This is a genomic window from Sporosarcina sp. P17b, from assembly GCF_002743115.1.
GTDB lineage: Bacteria > Bacillota > Bacilli > Bacillales_A > Planococcaceae > Sporosarcina > Sporosarcina ureae_C.
Map to the genome: position 1 here is coordinate 77,939 of NZ_PDYP01000007.1, position 19,798 is coordinate 97,736.

General features: G+C 38.8%; 18 protein-coding genes and 1 riboswitch. Of the genes, 10 read left to right on the forward strand and 8 right to left on the reverse strand.

Annotated features, from left to right (window positions below):
* Nucleotides 1–13: 13 nt before the first annotated feature.
* The 7 genes from CSV76_RS10140 (at nt 14) to CSV76_RS10170 (ending at nt 8,637) form a co-directional block, all read left to right on the forward strand.
* Nucleotides 14–1,456 (forward strand): VWA domain-containing protein, encoded by a 1,443-nt coding sequence (locus CSV76_RS10140; protein ID WP_233204449.1) that lies wholly within the window; start codon nt 14–16, stop codon nt 1,454–1,456.
* A gap of 112 nt (nt 1,457–1,568) precedes the next feature.
* The gene (locus CSV76_RS10145) at nt 1,569–3,101 is read left to right on the forward strand and encodes a DEAD/DEAH box helicase (protein WP_199173053.1); all 1,533 of its coding nucleotides are present in this window, start codon (nt 1,569–1,571) and stop codon (nt 3,099–3,101) included.
* 13 nt (nt 3,102–3,114) lie between these two features.
* Nucleotides 3,115–3,894: a YqhG family protein gene (locus tag CSV76_RS10150; RefSeq protein WP_099625507.1), complete on the forward strand. Its 780-nt coding sequence runs from the start codon at nt 3,115–3,117 to the stop codon at nt 3,892–3,894.
* 118 nt (nt 3,895–4,012) lie between these two features.
* Entirely contained in the window at nt 4,013–4,702 is a 690-nt protein-coding gene (locus CSV76_RS10155) for a response regulator transcription factor (protein ID WP_085427231.1), read from the forward strand.
* A complete protein-coding gene (locus CSV76_RS10160) occupies nt 4,699–5,706 on the forward strand; it encodes a sensor histidine kinase (protein WP_099625508.1) in 1,008 nt (335 codons plus the stop codon). Before CSV76_RS10155 ends, CSV76_RS10160 begins: the two co-directional genes overlap by 4 nt.
* Before the next feature lie 236 nt (nt 5,707–5,942).
* A complete protein-coding gene (locus CSV76_RS10165; RefSeq protein ID WP_085427229.1) occupies nt 5,943–6,704 on the forward strand; it encodes an ABC transporter ATP-binding protein in 762 nt (253 codons plus the stop codon).
* Nucleotides 6,694–8,637 (forward strand): ABC transporter permease, encoded by a 1,944-nt coding sequence (locus CSV76_RS10170; RefSeq protein WP_099625509.1) that lies wholly within the window; start codon nt 6,694–6,696, stop codon nt 8,635–8,637. Before CSV76_RS10165 ends, CSV76_RS10170 begins: the two co-directional genes overlap by 11 nt.
* Nucleotides 8,638–8,682: 45 nt before the next feature.
* On the opposite strand, the gene CSV76_RS10175 is transcribed toward CSV76_RS10170, so the two are convergent.
* The 4 genes from CSV76_RS10175 to CSV76_RS10190 all read right to left on the reverse strand — a co-directional run bounded on the left by CSV76_RS10175 (nt 8,683) and on the right by CSV76_RS10190 (nt 11,873).
* Nucleotides 8,683–8,904, reverse strand: coding sequence for a hypothetical protein (locus CSV76_RS10175; protein WP_085427227.1), 222 nt, complete (start codon nt 8,902–8,904; stop codon nt 8,683–8,685).
* A 251-nt stretch (nt 8,905–9,155) separates the two neighbouring features.
* Nucleotides 9,156–9,346: riboswitch (cobalamin riboswitch) on the reverse strand.
* Between the two features lie 97 nt (nt 9,347–9,443).
* Nucleotides 9,444–10,790: an MATE family efflux transporter gene (locus CSV76_RS10180; protein ID WP_099625510.1), complete on the reverse strand. Its 1,347-nt coding sequence runs from the start codon at nt 10,788–10,790 to the stop codon at nt 9,444–9,446.
* Complete coding sequence (locus CSV76_RS10185; protein WP_085427225.1) at nt 10,787–11,251, reverse strand: GNAT family N-acetyltransferase; 465 nt, start codon at nt 11,249–11,251, stop codon at nt 10,787–10,789. Before CSV76_RS10185 ends, CSV76_RS10180 begins: the two co-directional genes overlap by 4 nt.
* 61 nt (nt 11,252–11,312) lie before the next feature.
* The gene (locus CSV76_RS10190) at nt 11,313–11,873 is read right to left on the reverse strand and encodes a TetR/AcrR family transcriptional regulator (protein ID WP_085427224.1); all 561 of its coding nucleotides are present in this window, start codon (nt 11,871–11,873) and stop codon (nt 11,313–11,315) included.
* Nucleotides 11,874–12,072: 199 nt separating this feature from the next.
* On the opposite strand from CSV76_RS10190, the gene CSV76_RS10195 reads away from it, so the two are divergent.
* The gene (locus tag CSV76_RS10195) at nt 12,073–13,509 is read left to right on the forward strand and encodes an NAD(P)H-binding protein (RefSeq protein WP_099625511.1); all 1,437 of its coding nucleotides are present in this window, start codon (nt 12,073–12,075) and stop codon (nt 13,507–13,509) included.
* Nucleotides 13,510–13,606: 97 nt separating this feature from the next.
* On the opposite strand, the gene CSV76_RS10200 is transcribed toward CSV76_RS10195, so the two are convergent.
* The 3 genes from CSV76_RS10200 to CSV76_RS10210 form a co-directional block, all read right to left on the reverse strand.
* Nucleotides 13,607–15,352 carry a GMC family oxidoreductase gene (locus tag CSV76_RS10200; RefSeq protein ID WP_085427222.1) on the reverse strand — a complete coding sequence of 582 codons (1,746 nt, stop codon included), beginning with the start codon at nt 15,350–15,352 and terminating at the stop codon, nt 13,607–13,609.
* Nucleotides 15,353–15,369: 17 nt separating this feature from the next.
* A complete protein-coding gene (locus CSV76_RS10205; RefSeq protein ID WP_099625512.1) occupies nt 15,370–16,203 on the reverse strand; it encodes a gluconate 2-dehydrogenase subunit 3 family protein in 834 nt (277 codons plus the stop codon).
* Between the two features lie 219 nt (nt 16,204–16,422).
* Nucleotides 16,423–16,647 (reverse strand): hypothetical protein, encoded by a 225-nt coding sequence (locus CSV76_RS10210; RefSeq protein ID WP_085427220.1) that lies wholly within the window; start codon nt 16,645–16,647, stop codon nt 16,423–16,425.
* Nucleotides 16,648–16,942: 295 nt separating this feature from the next.
* On the opposite strand from CSV76_RS10210, the gene CSV76_RS10215 reads away from it, so the two are divergent.
* Complete coding sequence (locus CSV76_RS10215) at nt 16,943–17,455, forward strand: flavin reductase family protein (protein ID WP_085427219.1); 513 nt, start codon at nt 16,943–16,945, stop codon at nt 17,453–17,455.
* Nucleotides 17,456–17,528: 73 nt separating this feature from the next.
* Here CSV76_RS10215 and CSV76_RS10220 read toward each other — a convergent pair whose 3' ends face one another.
* The gene (locus CSV76_RS10220) at nt 17,529–18,413 is read right to left on the reverse strand and encodes an amidase (RefSeq protein WP_099625513.1); all 885 of its coding nucleotides are present in this window, start codon (nt 18,411–18,413) and stop codon (nt 17,529–17,531) included.
* 216 nt (nt 18,414–18,629) lie between these two features.
* Between CSV76_RS10220 and CSV76_RS10225 the strand changes: the two genes are divergently transcribed.
* Nucleotides 18,630–19,715: a hypothetical protein gene (locus tag CSV76_RS10225; RefSeq protein ID WP_085427217.1), complete on the forward strand. Its 1,086-nt coding sequence runs from the start codon at nt 18,630–18,632 to the stop codon at nt 19,713–19,715.
* Nucleotides 19,716–19,798 lie beyond the last annotated feature (83 nt).

The following is a 19,798-nucleotide window of genomic DNA, read 5'->3' on the forward strand; positions in this document are numbered from 1 at the left end:
AGGAGTGATTTCTATGAAACGCAGCAAAATAGTTAGAGATCATCGCTCCGTATTGAATACTGATGCATACGATAAGAGGCGCTTTAAAGAGCTGTTCGAGATGTCAGAAGGTTTGCAAAAGGTTAGAGAAGAAGGTCAATTACCCACTACGGAATCATTGCTCGGGGATATTTGGGCGGCGCTATATAAAATGAAACCTAGGATCTTAAAAGAGGGAATAAACCCTGCGCTGAAACCGAATCGGACGATTTTAGAAAAAATAATGAGTGACGAGCATTTTGAAGAATATAGAAGCTTCACAAAACTGGATGATTTGGCAGCCACGGTCTGTACAGTGAAATTCGGTGAGAAGATCAATGTTTGGCTTGCTGAGGCAAAAGCTCTCGATGAAGACTTGCTGAAACAAATGGAAGCCGTAGAATCTCTACAAGATGATGTGCCGTTTGAGCAAGCAGATGAGGAACAGGGTGAAATAGAAGACGGCCCTATCCAAGAACTTGCCGATGCTACGGATAAATTAAATGATAAGCTCGAATTAACACTAGAAACGAATGGCGAGCGGTTTTTACAAGCGATAGACGAAGCGGTTGATGAAACGATCAAAGTAAAGGACAGTTTGATTTCCCTCATGGGTGGCAGCACCGCAGGTAAAGGAGATGCAGAATTAAAGAAAGTGCCGTTGCGTGAACAATTAGCGATAGCTGATCAAGTCGCGATGGATCCCAAGATGCAAGAAATTGCGGAATGGGCAGGGCGTTTTCAAGAAGTAGCGCGAGAGAAACAGAAAACGAATTATATAGAAGCGATGGAAAGACGTGGAGTGACTATGGGAAGTGAACTGGAACGGCTCTTGCCTATGGAGTTAGGACTTTATTCAAATAAAAAAACAAAAAAAGACTTTCTTCGTCGTTTTGCTGAAGGCGAAACTATGCAGTTTGAACAGAAGAAAAGAGAAAACCTTGGAAAGGGACCAATCGTTTTTTGTCTCGATCAGTCGGGAAGTATGAAATTGCTCGATAATCAGTCAAAGGGATTTATTCTGGCACTTCTATCGATAGCCAAAAAACAACGTCGTGACTTATGCGTTTTATTATTTTCCACAGTGATCCAGAAGGATATTTATGTGAAAGGCAAAATTACATCTAATGAACTTGCAAGGTTAGCACGAACTTACTTGGGCGGTGGGACAGACTTTTCGTTATCGCTACAAGGAGCATTAGAAGTAATAGAAGAAAGTACATTCAAAAACGCCGATGTTATTTTTGTCAGTGATGGAGAAGATGAAATTAGTGAATCGTTCCTAAATCAATTTAATGAGAAGAAAAAGCAAAAGGAATTCAATGTACTTACTCTAGTGCTAGGGAAAGATACTACCATTGCAGAATCATTTTCTGATCGTGTAATACATGTAACCGATTTTGACGACGAAGGTAGTTTTGTCGCTTTTGAAATCTAATCGAAGAATCATTTAAACCTTCCTGTATGCGGAAGGTTTTTTATGTTTTATCATAATATCTTCTTTTTTGGGTATTCTAATCAAAACATACAAGCTAGTTGAGGTGATTGGAATGCTAATTGAAAGATCGTCTTCTTGGAAAGAAGGATTTATCAAGCGACTTGAAAACCATGAACCGTGGGACAGTTCTGCGCTTTATAACATGAGCTACGCCATCACGAAAAATAACTTAATTACTAATTTTACTGGATTACAATCACTTGCGTATTTACCCAACATCAAACCTTTGCCCCATCAATTACAAGCTGCTGAACGAGTGATTGAACAGATGAATGGTAAAGCAATTTTAGCAGATGAAGTAGGGCTTGGAAAAACAATTGAAGCGGGCCTGATTATTAAGGAATATATGCTGCGAGGACTGGTAAAAAAAGTACTTATTTTAGTTCCTGCTTCTCTCGTAAATCAATGGATAGAGGAACTGTATACAAAGTTTCACATCCCTGCTCTGTTATACAAAAAGAATTACGAGCTTGATTATGTAGACGTAGTAGTGATGAGTATGGATACTGCCAAGCGGAGTCCACATAAGGAAAAGATTTTTGCACAAGACTATGATTTAATTATTGTAGATGAAGCACATAAATTAAAAAATCACAAAACCATTAGTTATGAGTTTGTGAAAAGTTTGAAGAAGAAATTTTGCTTATTATTAACAGCTACACCTATTCAAAATGATATTTTTGAATTGTTTTATTTGGTCACTTTACTTAAACAGGGACATTTAGGAAACTATGATGAGTTTTCTGCAGTATTTTCCACTAAAAATCGGGATGAAGAACGGGATGGATATTTAAGAGAACTAGTTAGTCAAGTCATGGTGCGTAACAGACGACAAGATACGGGCGTAGAATGGTCCACTCGGAAGGTGCACGCGATACCTATAACATTTACTGACAAAGAAAAACAAGTCTATGCAGCGGTTTCTAATCTCAAAAACATATCGCCAATATTCTCAAACGCATTTTCTACTATGACATTGCAAAGAGAGATGTGTAGCAGTCCAGATGCAACAATGGGTACATTGATGAAATTACTTCAAGAATGTAAGCAGCCAGAGGAAATAACCCACGTGGAAACAATTCTTGGAAAATTGGAGAGTTTGCCCCTTCATTCAAAAGCTAAAAAGGCAACCGAACTGATCATACAAGCAAAAGAGAAAGTAATTATTTTCACAGAGTATCGCATGACACAGTTATATTTAAGCGACTATCTATATGCGAATGGAATATCAAATGTCATCTTCAACGGAAAGTTAAGTAAGAGTAGTAGGGAATGGATTAAACATCTGTTCAAGCAGCAAGCGCAAGTGCTAATTGCGACTGAGTCCGGCGCTGAAGGGATTAACCTACAGTTTTGCCATCACGTCATCAATTATGATCTGCCTTGGAATCCAATGAAGTTGGAGCAACGAATTGGCCGGGTTCACCGATTAGGACAGGAACATGATGTACAGATTTACAATCTCGCTGTAAAAGACACGATAGATGATCACGTGATGAATGTATTGCAAGGTAAGATTGATACATTTGAACAAGTGGTAGGTGAACTAGATGATATATTGGTGATGAAAGAACAGTCTGTGTGAGGGAGGTAGATCCATGCATTCGACAGAAATCCATACGTATCTTCACCGGTTTTTCAAAGAAAATAACTGTGAAGTGCTTCATGGAAACGAGCACTATTTAACTGTACAACTGACAATTGATATGGATAAAAGGATCATGAACCGTCCTTTTTATTGGCGATATATAGAAAGTGTCAATGAAACACCGAATCCCGCACAACTTACGCTAATCACGGACATGGAGCAGGTGCAACATGGAATGAAGGGGGAGGTCATTCATCTTGGTTCTCCTCGCTTGCATCAACTTTTTAGAGTGACCAAAGAAATGGGACAGTTCGTAAAAATGTATGAACGGTTAGTTGAAGTTAACAAGCAGATGGTTTTGACCCCGTGGGTTGGTGTGAATTATAAAGTATCATTCATCAGTCATCAAACAAAGGAAATGCTGTATTCATTAGGCATTAATTTAATGACGGGTGCCGTAGTAAAAGATTTTCAGGAAGCTATTAGTTTGCGGGACATGACCGAGCGACAATCTGAAAACGTATTTCATTTACCGTATATCATCACACCTGTTCGGGCACTTGATCGGTTGGACGCTGTAATCACGCAAGTAATTGAAAATGAAGACCTAACGTGGATAGATGAAACGGAAAAACGATGGAAAAAGGATCTAGCTGTCTTGGATTATTTTTATGAGGAACAGGAACAAAAACCTGAGAGTTATGAGAACGAGAAACGTGCGATGGAAGAACGTTTTAAACCGCGAATGACGGTGGATATTGTGAATGGTGGGCTGTTTTATTTGAAATAACGTATAGCCCAAACAAATATAAACGCGCAAGTGAAATCAACTTTCACTTGCGCGTTGTTTTGACTCTACCTTCAGATAGGATAAACTAAAAGTAATTAAGGGAAGTATGGTGAGTCCTATGTTTACGATTATGCTGATAGAAGATGATCAGACATTATTTGAAGAAATAAAAGAACGTCTAACACAGTGGTCTTACACAGTGGCTGGAGTCCAGGATTTTTCAAATGTGTTGCATGAGTTTACAGAAATCAAACCAGATCTAGTCATTATCGATATTCAGTTACCTAAATTTGACGGATTCCATTGGTGTCGGATGATTCGCACGCATTCGAATATACCTATCATTTTTCTGTCTTCACGAGACCATCCAACTGATATCGTCATGTCTATGCAACTAGGGGCAGATGATTTTGTGCAAAAGCCTTTCCATTTTGAAGTGCTGATCGCAAAGGTTCAAGCTATTTTACGACGTGTTTATAACTACAATACCGAGCAGATCTTTGAAGTCAAAACGTGGTGTGACGCAACTGTTGATTTTGTAAAAGGTACACTGACTAATGAAAACGGTACAATTGAGTTGACGAAAAATGAAATATATATTTTGAAAATATTGATAGACAGGAAGAATGAAATTGTATCGAGGGAAGAAATCATTACGAGTCTTTGGGATGATGAACGGTTTGTTAGTGACAATACGCTCACAGTCAACGTGAATCGTTTGCGAAAAAGAATTGCGGAAATTGGCTTGGTGGATGTAATTGAAACAAAAGTGGGTCAAGGTTATATGGCGAAGGAAGAACCGCTATGATTCGATTGTTTGTAAAAGAGCGGGTCAGCTGGATACTGTTTTTTGTTCTTTTGCAGTTGTTGATTATAGGAATGGGCTATCTTGATACAAGTGTGTCATTTAGCTCTGCTATCTACATTGTGTTTCTGTCTACCCTCTTTTTCTTACTGTTTTTAGTAATGCGCTATGTAAGAGAAACACGATTTTACAAAGATCTAAAGATATTAAATTCAACGTTTGATAATAGTGAAATACCAGTAGCCAATACCCCTTTCGAAGTAGTAACAGCTGAAAGGATAGCTGAACAAAACCAGATGTTCAACCTTCAATTAAATGAATTACAAACGAGTGTTGAGCAAGAGAAAGACGATATATTAAATTGGATACACGAGGTGAAAACACCGCTTACGACAATGCAGTTAATGATTGAACGTACGGAAGATCCTGCTCTTCGTTCACAGCTAATGTATGAATGGCTTCGTATCCATCTGCTACTCGATCAACAACTTCATCAAAAGCGTATTCCATTCATTCAAAATGATTTATATATCGAAAAAGTGCAAATGGAGAAGCTGTTATATCAAGAGATTAAATCATTAAGACAATGGTGTATGCAAAAAGGGATAGGGTTTGATATATCGTTGGAGACAGAAGAAGTACTGACCGACGCGAAATGGTGCGGCTTTATCATTCGACAACTGTTGACGAATGCGGTGAAATACAGTGAAGCGTCAGATATATGTATTCGAAGTACGAGGCAGAATGAAATGACTTCGCTATCAATAGAAGACGTTGGTCGTGGAATCGATCCGAAAGACATATCCCGCATATTCGACAAAGGCTTCACTGGAACTGTCGACCACCAAGACCATGCAGCTACAGGAATGGGACTGTACTTAGCGAAACAAGTGGCGGATGCACTGCTGATTGATATCCAAGTAGTGTCCACAGATGGAGAAGGTACGAGGTTCAATTTAATCTTTGCGAAGGAGAACGAGATGATTCGCATTGCTAGTATGAGATAAGTAGGCTTGAAGCTCGAATTAACGAACGCTTCAAGCCTACTTATATAGTGGAGCGATGCATAATACTACTAGTCAATAGCGTGTAAATTATGAATTCCGTTACAGATAGTTAAAACTAATTTGATTTGAGCTTACAGCATGTGACGAGTTTGTCACATGCTTTTTCAGATTGTCATACTAAAGACAGGAGAAAAATCTATGGATTGATTAAGATAGTACTAACAAGGAGTGATGGAATGGTAATTTTACAAGCAACGAAAATATATAAATCATATGGCAATAAGTTTAATAAACAAGAAGTACTCAGTGCGCTTGATTTAGAAGTAAATAAAGGTGAATTCGTCAGTATTATGGGTGCATCTGGATCCGGTAAAACGACTCTGCTTAACGTTCTCTCTTCTATTGATCGGGTAAGTCAGGGAACGATTAGCATAGAAGGGCAGAATATTAATCAAATGAAAGAGAAACAAATGGCGGAATTCCGTAAACGTCACTTAGGCTTCATCTTTCAGGACTATAACTTACTCGATACGTTAACTGTGAAAGAAAATATTTTACTTCCGTTATCGGTACAAAAAGTAGCGAAAAAAAGAGCCAATGAAAAGTTTTATGCAGTGGCGGAAGACTTAGGCATTGCAGACATTGCAGACAAATATCCCAATGAAATCTCAGGTGGTCAAAAGCAAAGGACGTCTGCTGCGCGAGCGTTTATTCATGATCCAAGTATCATCTTTGCGGATGAACCAACGGGCGCACTCGATTCAAAAGCAGCATCTGATCTTTTGAATAAATTAAGTGAGCTCAACACGAAGCGAAATGCCTCTATTGTGATGGTCACTCATGACCCATTGGCGGCAAGTTTCAGTGAGCGTGTCGTGTTCATTAAAGACGGACAAATCTACACGCAACTCTATAAAGGAGACCAAACACGGACCGAGTTTTTCAATGACATTATAAAAACGCAAGGTGTATTGGGTGGTGTGCAACATGACGCTTAATCAACTAATCTTCCGCAATATTAAGAAAAACCTCAAGCATTATTATGTGTATATCTTTGCTTTAGTCTTTAGTGTTGGTCTGTACTTTTCATTCGTTACACTGCAATTTGATCCTGCATTGGACGATGCAACGAGTGGAATAAGAGGTGCTGCGGCTATCAAGTCAGGTTCCATTTTACTACTTGCTATTGTATCTGTTTTCCTGCTTTATGCTAATAATTTATTCATCAAACGCCGCAGTAAGGAAATTGGCTTGTTTCAATTGATCGGTATGACGAAAGGGACAGTTTTCCGCATATTGAGTGTCGAGAATTTCGTGTTGTACATTGGCTCTTTAGTTGTGGGGGTATTCGCGGGCTTTTCAATGTCTCGACTATTGATGATTATTCTTTTCAAGGTGACAGGTGTAAAAGATGTAGCAACACTACGATTCTCTTCTGAAGCGTTACTGCAAACGTTAGTAGTATTTGCGTTGATCTATATTTTGATTTTGATCATGAACGCAGTATTTATCAAACGACAAAGCATCTTGTCGCTGTTTAGTGTGACAACTGTTACACAGCAACGTGTACAAAAAATGACGATGTTTCAAGTAGTAATTGGTGTAGTAGGAATTTTGCTTATTGCATGTGGCTATTATTTGTCAACTCAGTTATTTAAGGGTGTAATCCTTAGCAATTATTTGTTCACTACAATGGTCGTCATCCTGACATCCGTTATTATAGGTACGTACTTATTTTATAAAGGTTCTGTCAGCTTCATCTTCAATCTAATCCGTAAACGAAAAGGTGGGTATCTAAACGTTAACGATGTACTGTCCCTTTCTTCCATCATGTTCCGAATGAAATCCAATTCGTTACTATTAATGATTATTACCATATTGTCCGCGCTATCCATTGCGTTGTTATCACTTAGTTATATATCATATTACTCAGTAGAGAAAACAGTGGAGAGGACTATTCCCGCAGATTTTACTATTCCAAATAGTGAGCGTGCTATGGAATTCACACAAGCGCTGGAAGAGAAGAACATTGACTATACGGAGACGGCTACGGATTTAATAACATCACCTGTTGATTTATCAAAAGTCATGACAATGCCAGGAGAGGTTACTGGAGATCAGAGTTATGCCAATACGCGAATGATCGTAATTAGCGAACAAACAGTATTGGAAGTAGATGTAGAAGAAGATGAAGTGATGTTTATTAATTCAGATCCATTGATGGAGAAGTTCATGCAGTTCCAAACTGATCAACAAGCTATTTTTCAAGGTAGAGAACATTCATATGATCTGACTTTTACAGGCACAAAAGATTTAGTTGTTCTACCAACTCGTATAACATATAATTTTCCTGTTGCCGTAGTTGATGACCTAGTATACAAGCAAATGCAAGACGATCAAGACATTTCCTTTACGTCAGAATTCACTGTGTACCATGGAGTAAATATTGTTCAGAAAGATGAACTTGAAAAAGCGAATGACATTTTCAATAAGTTGGAAATAAATATATGGGCGGGACATGAATCAAAATATGAAGGAAGAATAAACCTAAAACAAAGTGTTGGTATTACGATGTTCATCGTAGGATTCCTTGGTCTTGCATTTCTCATCACATCCGGCTGCATTCTCTATTTCAAACAAATGGACGAAAGTGAAGACGAGAAATCAAACTACACGATTCTTCGTAAATTGGGCTTTACACAATCTGATTTGTTGAAGGGGATCCAGAAAAAGCAATTATTTAACTTTGGTATTCCATTAGTTGTCGGATTGCTCCATAGCTACTTCGCAGTAAAATCGGGATGGTTTTTATTCGGTACTGAAATGCTAACACCAATGATTATTGTGATGTTAATTTACACGGCATTATACTCGATATTCGGATTACTATCCGTTATAAATTATAAACGTGTGATAAAAGATTCTCTATAAAGTGTAAACGCCTCTGACAGAGTAATGTCAGAGGCGTATTTATTATTAGTTACTACCAACCAATTCTTCTACTACTGTTTTATATGCTTTATCTAAATTATAAAGCTGCTGTTCTTTTTCTGTTTGATCTTTTGAAGTATCTTCGGAAATCTGTCTTTTCACATCATTGAGTACTAAGGGGAGTGGAGTAGAGTGAGTGCTCACTCGGTCCGACATCAGCGTATCCTTTAATAAGTTTGTAAAATCATCGATTGTTTGGTTATTCATAATTCATTCTCCTCATCGTGTTTTGTAGTGGTTCGTCGACAAAAAAACATCCGTCCAAGTAAATGCCTGGAAGGATGTTAAGTGGGAAGCCATGACGAATTAAACGGTTCAGTCGGATATTCATATATAGTGGATCGATAGAAGCTGTATCGAAGCCACCTAATGAATGTCCTGATCCCGTTTTTTCGTACGTCGGCTTGTGTATGATTGTTCATAAGCCGCACTTGACACCTCCTATCCGCGTAGGTTATTGGTGTGTACTGATCTAGGCAGGTCTCCTGGCTCGTCTTCAACGTATAATTCACCTTCCCATTTCCCTTGCGGTGAAACAGTGGTAACGAATTATACTCCAACTCACAGTTGCGGGACAGCATCGGTTTTTCACCGATTTCCCTTTTAAGCGTTTAAGAAAAATAAACGCACCGATCTCTAACACGATATTCAGTTGCTCTTTCAGTATATCACTATTATTTATGAAAGGAACAAAATAGCGCAGTATCCATTTAGGATCTGCACTATAACTTTTGTCTGTAATCACGTTACCCACTCAGCGAATGACGAGTCGCGTTTCGTTGATATAAATATACTCCAACAAATACGATAAACTCAGACGCAGGGATAGATAGCCAAATCCCATTTAGCCCAAAGAAGCGTGGTAAAATCATCAAGAAAATCAACATAATAATAATTTCGCGAGAAGCGGTGATCCAAGTCGCCATCCGAACATTACCGACTGACTGATAATACGTCATCATCACGAAGTTCGTACCTGTGAATAAATAGGCAATGAAGAATAAATTAATTCCGGTAGTGGCCAAATCTCTGACGGCTTGTGGGAAGTCTCCGAAAATCGATACAATAGGGCCTGCTGCGAACTGTCCCACGAGGAAAAATACAGCACCTGCAATGACGACAGTGAGGGTGGCCTTTTTAACGGTTTCCTTCATTCTTTCTCGGTTGCCAGAACCTCTATAATAACTAATCAGTGGTTGTATTGCACCACCCATTCCTAGGAATAGCATCAGCATGACGCTGTGCACATAATTCAAAATAGAGAACGCTGCAACACCTTCCGTACCAGCCATTCGTTCGAACGCAATATTATGTGTGATGGTAAAGAAGGATATACCCAATTCGGATAAGAAACTTGGGAATCCGATGAATAGAATCGCTAGAAATAGTTTTTTATTGAATTTCAAGCGAATCAGTTTCAAGTTATTGGTCTGCCTAAAGAAGTGTGTTACTAGTACGAGCATACCCAAAAACGAAGCAATAATTGTCGCTGATGCAGCACCAGCGACTCCGTAGTCTAAAATGAATAAGAACACGTAGTTCAAAATAATATTGACGACAGACGTCACAATCAAACCAGCCATTGAGAGGTTCGGTGCTCCATCATTTCGCACGAAAATACTAAAAGTGTTTTCTACAGTGAAGATAAAACCAAATAATAAAATAACAAATAAGTATTGCGATACATAAGGGAATGTGGTCGCATTGGCCCCAAGCGCGTATGCTAGTGGATCCCTAAAGATAAAGGCAGTCAAACCTAATACAATAGTAAATAAGAATATGGAAATAATAGCGTGCGTAAAGATCGACCGGGCTCTTTGCGTATCCTTAGCGCCCATAGCTATCGAATATTTTGTAGCAGCACCGATACCAATCCATAAAGAAATAGCAAAAAAGATAGTATAAACGGGAGCCGAAATTCCGACTCCCGCTAATGCTTCTGCACCCAATCGATTACCGACCATGATGCCGTCTGCCACAATATTGATTGCCATTAGTAACATACCGACAGTTGAAGGTATCAAGTAACGTAAAAAGATACGTCCTACTGGCTCAGTATCTAATTGATTGAATTTGGGTGAAGAAGAATTCATTGCAAAGGACTCCTTTGAAGATCAAGTTCCATGATGAGGCAAGGGAATTCACCTACATCATCAATTTTTCCATTTAACTTAAAACCGAACTTTTCGTATAAACGCTGTGCGGCTTTATTACTTGGATAAATACTTAAGTAGATCTTATTGCATTGATACTTTTCTTCCATTCTGGTTAGTAGAAGTTTAAGAAATCTGCTAGCATAGCCTTTCCCTTGATGATGCTGATCTATCATAAAGCGATCCAGCCATACATTGCCATCTGCTTCACGTCCATGCATTGCATAGCCGACTAGTTCCTCTCCATCGTATAACCCAATAGACTTCCATTCAGGTTCAAATTGAGATTGTGCTAGTGAAAATGAATTGCTTTCAATAAAGTTCTTTTGGTTTTCGTGTACAGATAAATAGGCAACATCCTGCCAATTTTCATTCGTTACCTCACATGCGTGGAGGCTCATAATTCCATCTCGCTTTCATATTTTGTAAAACAGAAAAACTTTTAGTGTTTTATTAGTTTTTTTAGTCGTCACTTTTCTTAATAAATCCGAACAACAGGATATCCACAATAGAATCCAGTGCTTCGGTTACGGTCATGCGATTTTCGTAGAAAAATTTTCGATCAAGAGTGGAGTTCGTTGCATCTATAATCAATTTCATTAGTAACTCTATATTTTGATCGGCAATAATACCTTCATGAATACCTTGTTCAATCAATTCGCGTAGTTCATCCCATTCATGAAGTGCAGAGTGGACGCGTTCCCATTGTACGGGATGTGTTTTTCTCATCTGATCAAGGATTTGCCAGTTATAAAAATCATTATACTTTGGAATAACTGTTATGACTTTCTTGATCTTATCTACAAGTTGTAGTTCATTGTCTTTCATGATGATATCGGTTTTTTCGTCAAACTCTCGTAATGTCGAGTCAATAATCGCATCTAAAATTTCCGTTTTTGAAGAAAAATTTTCGTATAACGTCCGTTTACTGATGCCCAGTCTTTTCGCTAGATCATCCATTGTGAACTTCATACTTTTCTCATGAATTTCTTCGAGGAAAGCTTTCATAATACGTGCTTTCATTTATCGTACCCCTATCTTTATACATATCAAACAAAACTTAAAAAACAAATATAGTTTTCCTCGTTCATATCATTATAAATACTTTTAATGAAAAAAGCAAAGACTACTGCTTAAAAGTTGTATTAATTAAATATATAGGCTTATAAAACTCTTAGAATGGGTACTTTCAATGTATACGTACAAGAGAGGGTGAGATTGTATGGGTGAGAAGAAATTGGTCGTAGCTGTAGCTGGCGCAAGTGGTTATATCGGCAATAATCTATTGAAGAAACTTAAAGGGAAAGCTAAAGTTATTGGTCTGTCACGCAATGGCGATCAGAGGCAGAATACGGAAGATGTAGAGTGGCGTTCTTGTGATCTGTTTTCTATGAAAGATGCTGAGAAGAGTTTGGCAGGTGCTGATGTTGCGGTTTATCTCGTTCATTCTATGTTGAAATCAGCAAAACTATCTCAAGGAACTTTTGAAGATATGGATGTTATATTGGCGGATAATTTTGCACAGGCCGCGAAAAAACAAGGAATTAAGCAGATCGTCTATTTGGGTGGGATTATTCCAGATGAAGATGAAAAAGATTTATCCAGGCATTTGAAAAGCCGTTTGGAAGTGGAACGTATTTTGCGATCGTATACTGTTCCTGTCACCGCATTACGTGCAGGGTTGATTGTCGGCCCAAAAGGTTCTTCATTCCCAATTTTGTCGAAGCTAGTTAGACGGCTTCCGATAATGATTTTACCTAAATGGACACGTTCCGATACACAGCCCGTCGCACTCGATGATGTGATGAAATCATTAAGTTCATTAATACTAGACTTTGAACCTGCGCAACGATCTATCGATATAGGTGGTCCTGAGGTTATGACGTATAAAGTTATGATGGAGAAAACTGCAGAAGTAGCAGGGAAATCTTCACGAATGTTGGATGTTCCATTCTTCTCGCTAAGTCTATCAAGGCTTTGGTTGCGTCTCGTGACACAAACACCGAAAGAAATTGTCTATCCATTGGTGGAAAGCTTGAAACATCCAATGGTCGTGAATCCGAAGCATTATATGGAAGGTATTAGTGACGGTGAAATTCCATTTATTCAAGCGGCAAGAGAAGCGCTTGAAGCAGAAACGAAAGAAAAAGAAACACCGAAAAAGAAATCACCAATGGGGCCGCTTAAACAGGATGTACGATCTGTACAACGAATCGCGTTGCCTCATAGCTGGACAGCTGATGAGACTGCACGTTATTACGTCAAGTGGCTTTCTACTTTCCTTAATCCTTGGGTCAAGACGGAAGTAGACGACCAATTAAACTGTCGCATCGGTTTTCTAGGCGATCGAACACTATTAGAACTTAGTTATTCTGCTGATCGTAGTACAAAAGATCGCTCGCTTTACTATATAACGGGTGGATTATTAATGGATCCTGATTCCAATGAACGTGGCAGAATGGAGTTTCGAAAGATTCCGGGATCGAATGAAGTAATCATTGCCATTCATGATTATCTCCCTTCCATTCCGTGGTTTGTTTATTACGTTACACAAGCCAATATGCACGCATTTGTCATGTCTTGTTTCCGACAACATATGTACAAGTTGGGTGCAATTGAACGTGATCGATTAGGAATTGTGGCTTCTAATGTACGATAAAGAAAAATCCAGATTCGCAGTGTTGCCCTGCGAATCTGGATTTTTGAGTATTTGAATTCAATAAGTACATAAATAGACGATAGAACCAGATGTTTTGTTAGGCGTTTAAAGTCTCTTGCTTGGCTTCTGCAAGCTGACCACCTTCTTTTAAATACTTCTCTACACCTTCTGCTGCCCGATATGCCAATGCGCCAATGGTTGAAGTCGGATGATGTCCACCAAATTGAGGAAATGCGGAACCACCCACTACGAATAAGTTGTCCATCTCCCACATTTGAAGGTAGTTATTCACTGCAGATGTTTCAGGATCCGCCCCCATAATAATTCCGCCTGCGTAGTGTCCACCTGAATAGATATGATCGAACTCTTCAGGCACTTCATCCTCGTCAATGATATCGGCACCCATTTCTTTCATGATTTCACTACATTTCTCGATTCCAAATTTCGCCATATTTCGATCGTGGTCTGTGTAACGATTCGTTATACGTAATAGGGGATCTCCGTATTCATCTTTGTATGTTGGATCCAAATCTACGTAGTTATGCCACCATGACATAACAGCAGGTGTATACCATGCGACTAGTGAACGATTAGCATAATGGATTGAGTTTTTCTTGAACTCAGGTCCCCACTTTGGTGTGCCGCTTGGGACGTGGTTTGTAGAAATAGCCCCATCACCGTATTGACGCATTTCGATACCGCCACCGTTGATGAAGTCTACATTAGAGTGATCAAAATTATCACCAGCAAAGTCACTCAACGTACCACCCAGAGCACCTGCCCCCATGTAGAGATTAAACTTTTTATTTTCAAAGAAGCCTCGAGCTCCAAGGAATGTGATGTTGAATTGTCCGTTAAAGTTGCGACCAATGGTTCCTTTACGTGTGGCTGGATCATACTGTGTTCCGATTTCTGAAAGCATCAATAAACGATTATTAGTGAATGAAAATGCACCTAATACAACAACGTCTGCTGGCTGCTCATATTCAATTCCTGTACGTGTATCAGTAAACATAACACCGGTTGCCTTACCGTCTTTATGCAGAACTCGACGTACTAAAGAATTGGTGCGGATTTCGCAGTTTCCGGTTTTGCGTGCAGTCGGAATAACTGTAGCCAATGGGTCCGATTTAGCCGTAAAATCACAACCGTACATCGTACAATAAGAGCAGAACATACATGCATTTAATTTTTCACCATCTGGATTAGTATACGCTTGTGATAAGTTACCGGCAGCGACTTGGAAAGGGTGATAACCCATCCTCTCAGTCGTTTCTTTGAATAATTTTACAGCCGGTGATGCTAACATAGGCGGGTTAGGGTAATCACTTGAACGCTTGTCACCAAGTGGATCGGGCTCGCCTGAAATTCCAGCGGTTTTCTCCCACTTATCGTAATAAGGTTCCATTTCGTCATATGTAATACCCCAGTCTTGAATCGTCATGCCTTCAGGAATTTTCTCTTTCCCATACCTTTCAATAGTTTTGGAACGCAATTCAAAATCGATAGCTCTCCAGCGATATGTAGCACCTGCCCAGTGAACACTACCCCCACCTAGATCGGTACCAGCCATCATTTCTGCTCTTGTTCGGACAGGGAGAGCGGTATCTTCAATTTTCACGCGTGAAGTAATCGTTTCAGGAGATAAGTTTTGCATCATTTCATAACGATCTGTATAACGCAATTCGTCTTTAACTCCTATATAGTCTTGTCGATCTTGTTTTTTACCTCGTTCAAGTGTTACTACCTGGTATCCGGCCTTGGCCAGCTCTGCAGAAACTACTCCACCTGCCCAGCCGCTTCCTACTACGACTACATCTACCTTTTTTAATTTCTTTGCCATATGAGTTCCTCCTGTTTTTAATGACCTTGATAATTTCGTAAGCTTTCAGGTTTCATTACGATGAAGTCTTCTTTTTCTATATCCGCGGTATAGCTCATACGTGGACCGGGGAATTCTTTCATCCTCCAGCCTTCCATATTGCGATTTCCACCATAGACGGGGTCAGCATAAGCTCCTTCAATAGTTGTTTGTAATAATAGATTAAAGAATGTTGTCGAAGCGACACCGTTCATCTTCGCTTTACCATCGTCAAACATCTGCAAAATCTCATCTTGCTGTTTCGGCTCTAGCTTATGGAAGTTCGTTTTGAATTTCTCCTGTGCGGTTTGTTCCAATGCTTGTACACCTTCCATGAAAATATCTCCCCTTGTCATAGGTGTCTGATATCTAAAGGCTGGTGTAGGTACTTGCGTTTCGGCATTTGGACCTTGGTCTTGGGTCGAATCTGCTTGGCTTTCATATGCGTCTACCACACCTGTCTGCAAAAACGGCCCTTTCATATATTCTTTTGCATTCATTCCCCATTCGCCAGCAAGCTGTCGGTCGATAAAGTAGGGGACACCTAGTTCAATAGCGCCTGGTCCTAAATCGTCGGTAGGAAATAACCTTTCAGTAGCAGCAGAAAGGATAAGAAAATCTTCGCTATTACTAAAGAATGTACGTGCTTCTAATAAGTGGCTGACTTCTTTTTCTGAGTTAATAGGTGCATTTGGTTTTTGTAGCTGGTTAGTCAATAGACCACCGAATAATGATCCGCCAACTAGACCTCCCGCCACTAAGCCGGTATTTTTAATGAAATTTCTACGACTAATTCCTTTTTGTGTATCCTCATGCGGTCTATGTTCTGTCACTTTATTCTCCTCCTTGTATAAGACTTTCATATTTTACCAATAGCACTCCTACATATCATGTTGTGATGAATGTCTAGAGATTATACATAATGTAACTTTTTGTAAATAAAACTTTTGAACAAACGAAATATTCAGTTAAATATAAGTAGGAAGAAAAAACCTCTGAAATACTTTAATTGATTTCAGGGGTTTTGAGCTTCTATTATTTACTGTTTTTTATTAGTCTTTGTTTTCATCGTCTGGTTCCATATCTACTTCAGGCTCCTCCATATCTGCATCATCATTTGGTGTAACATCAGCTGGCTGATCTACTTCAACGTCAACATCATCATTTTCATCAATAACCGGGTCATCGTCACCGCATGCACTGAGGACGCCGACAGAGAGAATTGCCGCTGCTCCCACTTTGAATAAGTTGTTTTTCTTGAGATTAGTTAAATTCATTATACGTATCCTCCTAGAAATGTTTGATAGACTTGCTACGTTTATAATAGCCGGATTTAGTGTTTATAAACATGTAAGATATAAAATAAAGCTTTAGTACCTTTAATGTGACTGGCTAAAGTAGCATGATACAAAATGAATACGTTGCATAAACTGAAAGAAAAACATATAACAAGTTGAGAAAAATGAAGAAAGATAGTGGAAGTGCTATGATATATATATACTTGCCTATTTCCAGAGAAATGGACTATATAAATTACTCGAAATGGCTCATCAATAAAGGAGAGAATGTTTTATGAAAAAAGAAGAACAACAGAATTTATTCAAAGAAATTATGGGGAATTACCCCACTGGTGTAACAGTGGTTACTGCAGTAACTGAAGACGGTACACCAGTCGGACTGACAGTAAACTCGTTTGCTTCTGTATCCTTGGATCCTATGCTTCTCTTATGGTCGATCGATCACAGAGTTTCTTCGATCAAAGCATTCACTGAAGGCGGTAAATTTGCTGTACACGTACTTGCAGGAGATCAAAAGGAACTTTGTAGTACATTTGCAAGCCGTGTAGAGGATCGTTTCTCTACATGTGAATGGGAAATGTCGGATAATGGTTTACCGATTATTGAAGACGCATTCGGTGTGTTTGAATGTAAGACTTTCCAGACGATTGAAGCAGGAGACCACACCATTATTATTGGTGAAGTAGTTGATCTAAAAGTTGAGAAAAACAAAGATCCTATGTTATATCATCGTAGAGTGTTTGGATCTGTACCACCAGTTTTCTATGAACAAGATAACAAAGCTTAAATTTAATGTATATATGCCGTTATATATAAAGCCGTCTCCCAAACGAGACGGCTTTTCTTCATATAGTCCACTATTATTTTCGTTTCATCCAGCTTTCTAATGAATGGACGGCAATTCCATGGAATTCTTCAGAATGATTAAATGATCGCTCTACTTCCTTTAACTGATTCTCCATATACGTATTACTCTTACCAAAGAACGACAGGTAATCACCTTCAGACGATTTACTAGTTTCTATTGCTACGCGTGCATGCTTACCAGCAGCGTTAGCATAATCCATTTCGCTTTGCGCTAAACTGATTATTCCGTTACGGCCATTAGCCTTGTTACGGTAGGCCATGACATTTATGCTGTCGGATTGGTCGATTAGCCATTCAGATAGAATGCCATCACCCATGTTAGTCGTATAGAAGGTTTGATCAAACCAAAATGGTATATCGATTCCAAAGTGCAGTCCAAGAAGAGCAGATTCTCCCGCAGCAAATCGAATATTTTGCTGATAGCTCTCAATAGTGTTTTGTAAACTAGAATTCCACGTTGGCAGTATGTATGGCTCTATGTCCAAATGAATACCAGCGAATTGTTCAGTCTTATCCGAAATGGATTGATACTTTTCAACCCAACGGAAGAAACTTTGTACAGAATCTTGGTCAGTTGCCCAATGGGGTGCACCGTCAAGAGCGTGTACTTCAATATTATGTTCACTAGCTTTTTGAATAAAGTGTTGATATGCATCATCTGGTATATCTGCGTTGACTTGTAAATATAGAGTAGATACGTTCTTTTGATCTAAAAAGCCAATGAGTAAATCAGACTTATCCACTATTTGGGATGTGTGCCACAACCAAGTGGATTTTGGTTGATCGACGCGCATAGTTAGTATGGGTTTTAACCATATGAAGTTAGATAGAACCAATAAAATCGCTGCCAACCAAATTAGTCGTACTTTTTTCGACATAGTAGTCACCTTTCTTTAGAAACATAAGATAAAGTAGAACGGTGTAATCTAATAGTCCTGCATATTCATTATACAATAATTTTTGCAAAGGAATATAGTATATTAAGACTAAAGATATGTAAATGTTAATTGTATACAAGAATAATAGATGATATAATAATACTAGAATTGCGGTTGTAAGACAACAGTCGACAAGAGTAAAGGAGAGACTAGATAGTGAAAAAAATAGTAATAGCACTAGTATTGATCTTACTTGTCTTGTCGCCACGAATTTATTGGACACTCAAAGAAGAAAAGATCATGGATATAGCAGTAATTGATAAGTCCGTTGCCAAAAAGGATTATCGCGAGCATAACGGTTTATTCCATATATTAAAAGGAAAGAAAATTGTACGTCCTGATGGAGAGTTCTATGATCTCGAACTCGATTATTATGGATTTGATCCATATGATCAAATAGCTATGGAACCGTTCCGGACCCGACCACTTGATATGATTTATGTAGCAGATACTTATGGTGTATTCAGTGACGATCTTAAGGACAAGCCCGATGGTTCACGGTCTGAACTTTTATATGGTGGAATGGAACTGCTAGAGTGGCGAGAATTAATGGCAAGTAAGGATGAAAGCACAACATTGATTGCCGAGTTTAATAGTTTTGCATCACCTACCAGTAAAGAAATGAGTGCGATCATGCAAAATGACCTAGGAATTACCTGGTCAGGTTGGATTGGACGCTATTTCACTGACTTGGGCAATGAAGAAGTCCCCCATTGGCTTATTGATGGGTATAAGGAGCAGATGAATAGTGAGTGGTTCTTTTCGGGTGCAGGCCTTACATTTGTCCATACATCGGGTGAAGTGATTGTCTTGGATGGACAGGAAAATAAAAGTGCTGCCCATTTTGAGTTGACAAAAGACGGAAAAGAAAAATTTCCAAGAGTGTATTCATCTGATTATCTTTATTGGTTTGATGTAGTCGAGCCGTTTAAAAATACGAATGTATTGGCAACTTATGAATTTGATTTAACCGAAAAGGGACGCAGTGTTTTACTTGAGGCTGGCATACCTGAAACATTCCCTGCAGTATTACACCAGGAACAGAATAATACATATTATTTTGCAGGAGACTATGCAGATTTTGATAAAAAGCCAATTGTGAAATGGCAGGGGATACATAATGTGTATAAATACTTTGCCAAAGATGTCTCGGCTTTCTACTGGTTAACATATTTCCCAATGATGGAAGAAATTTTGGATGAAACCTATGATAGGAAAAATAGTGAAAATGAAAGCAATTGAAACTATAAATCATTCCTTAAAACGCTGTTTTAATGGGTTGTGAAGTACATTATAATGGAAGTTTTGTTGTCCGTAAGATGCAA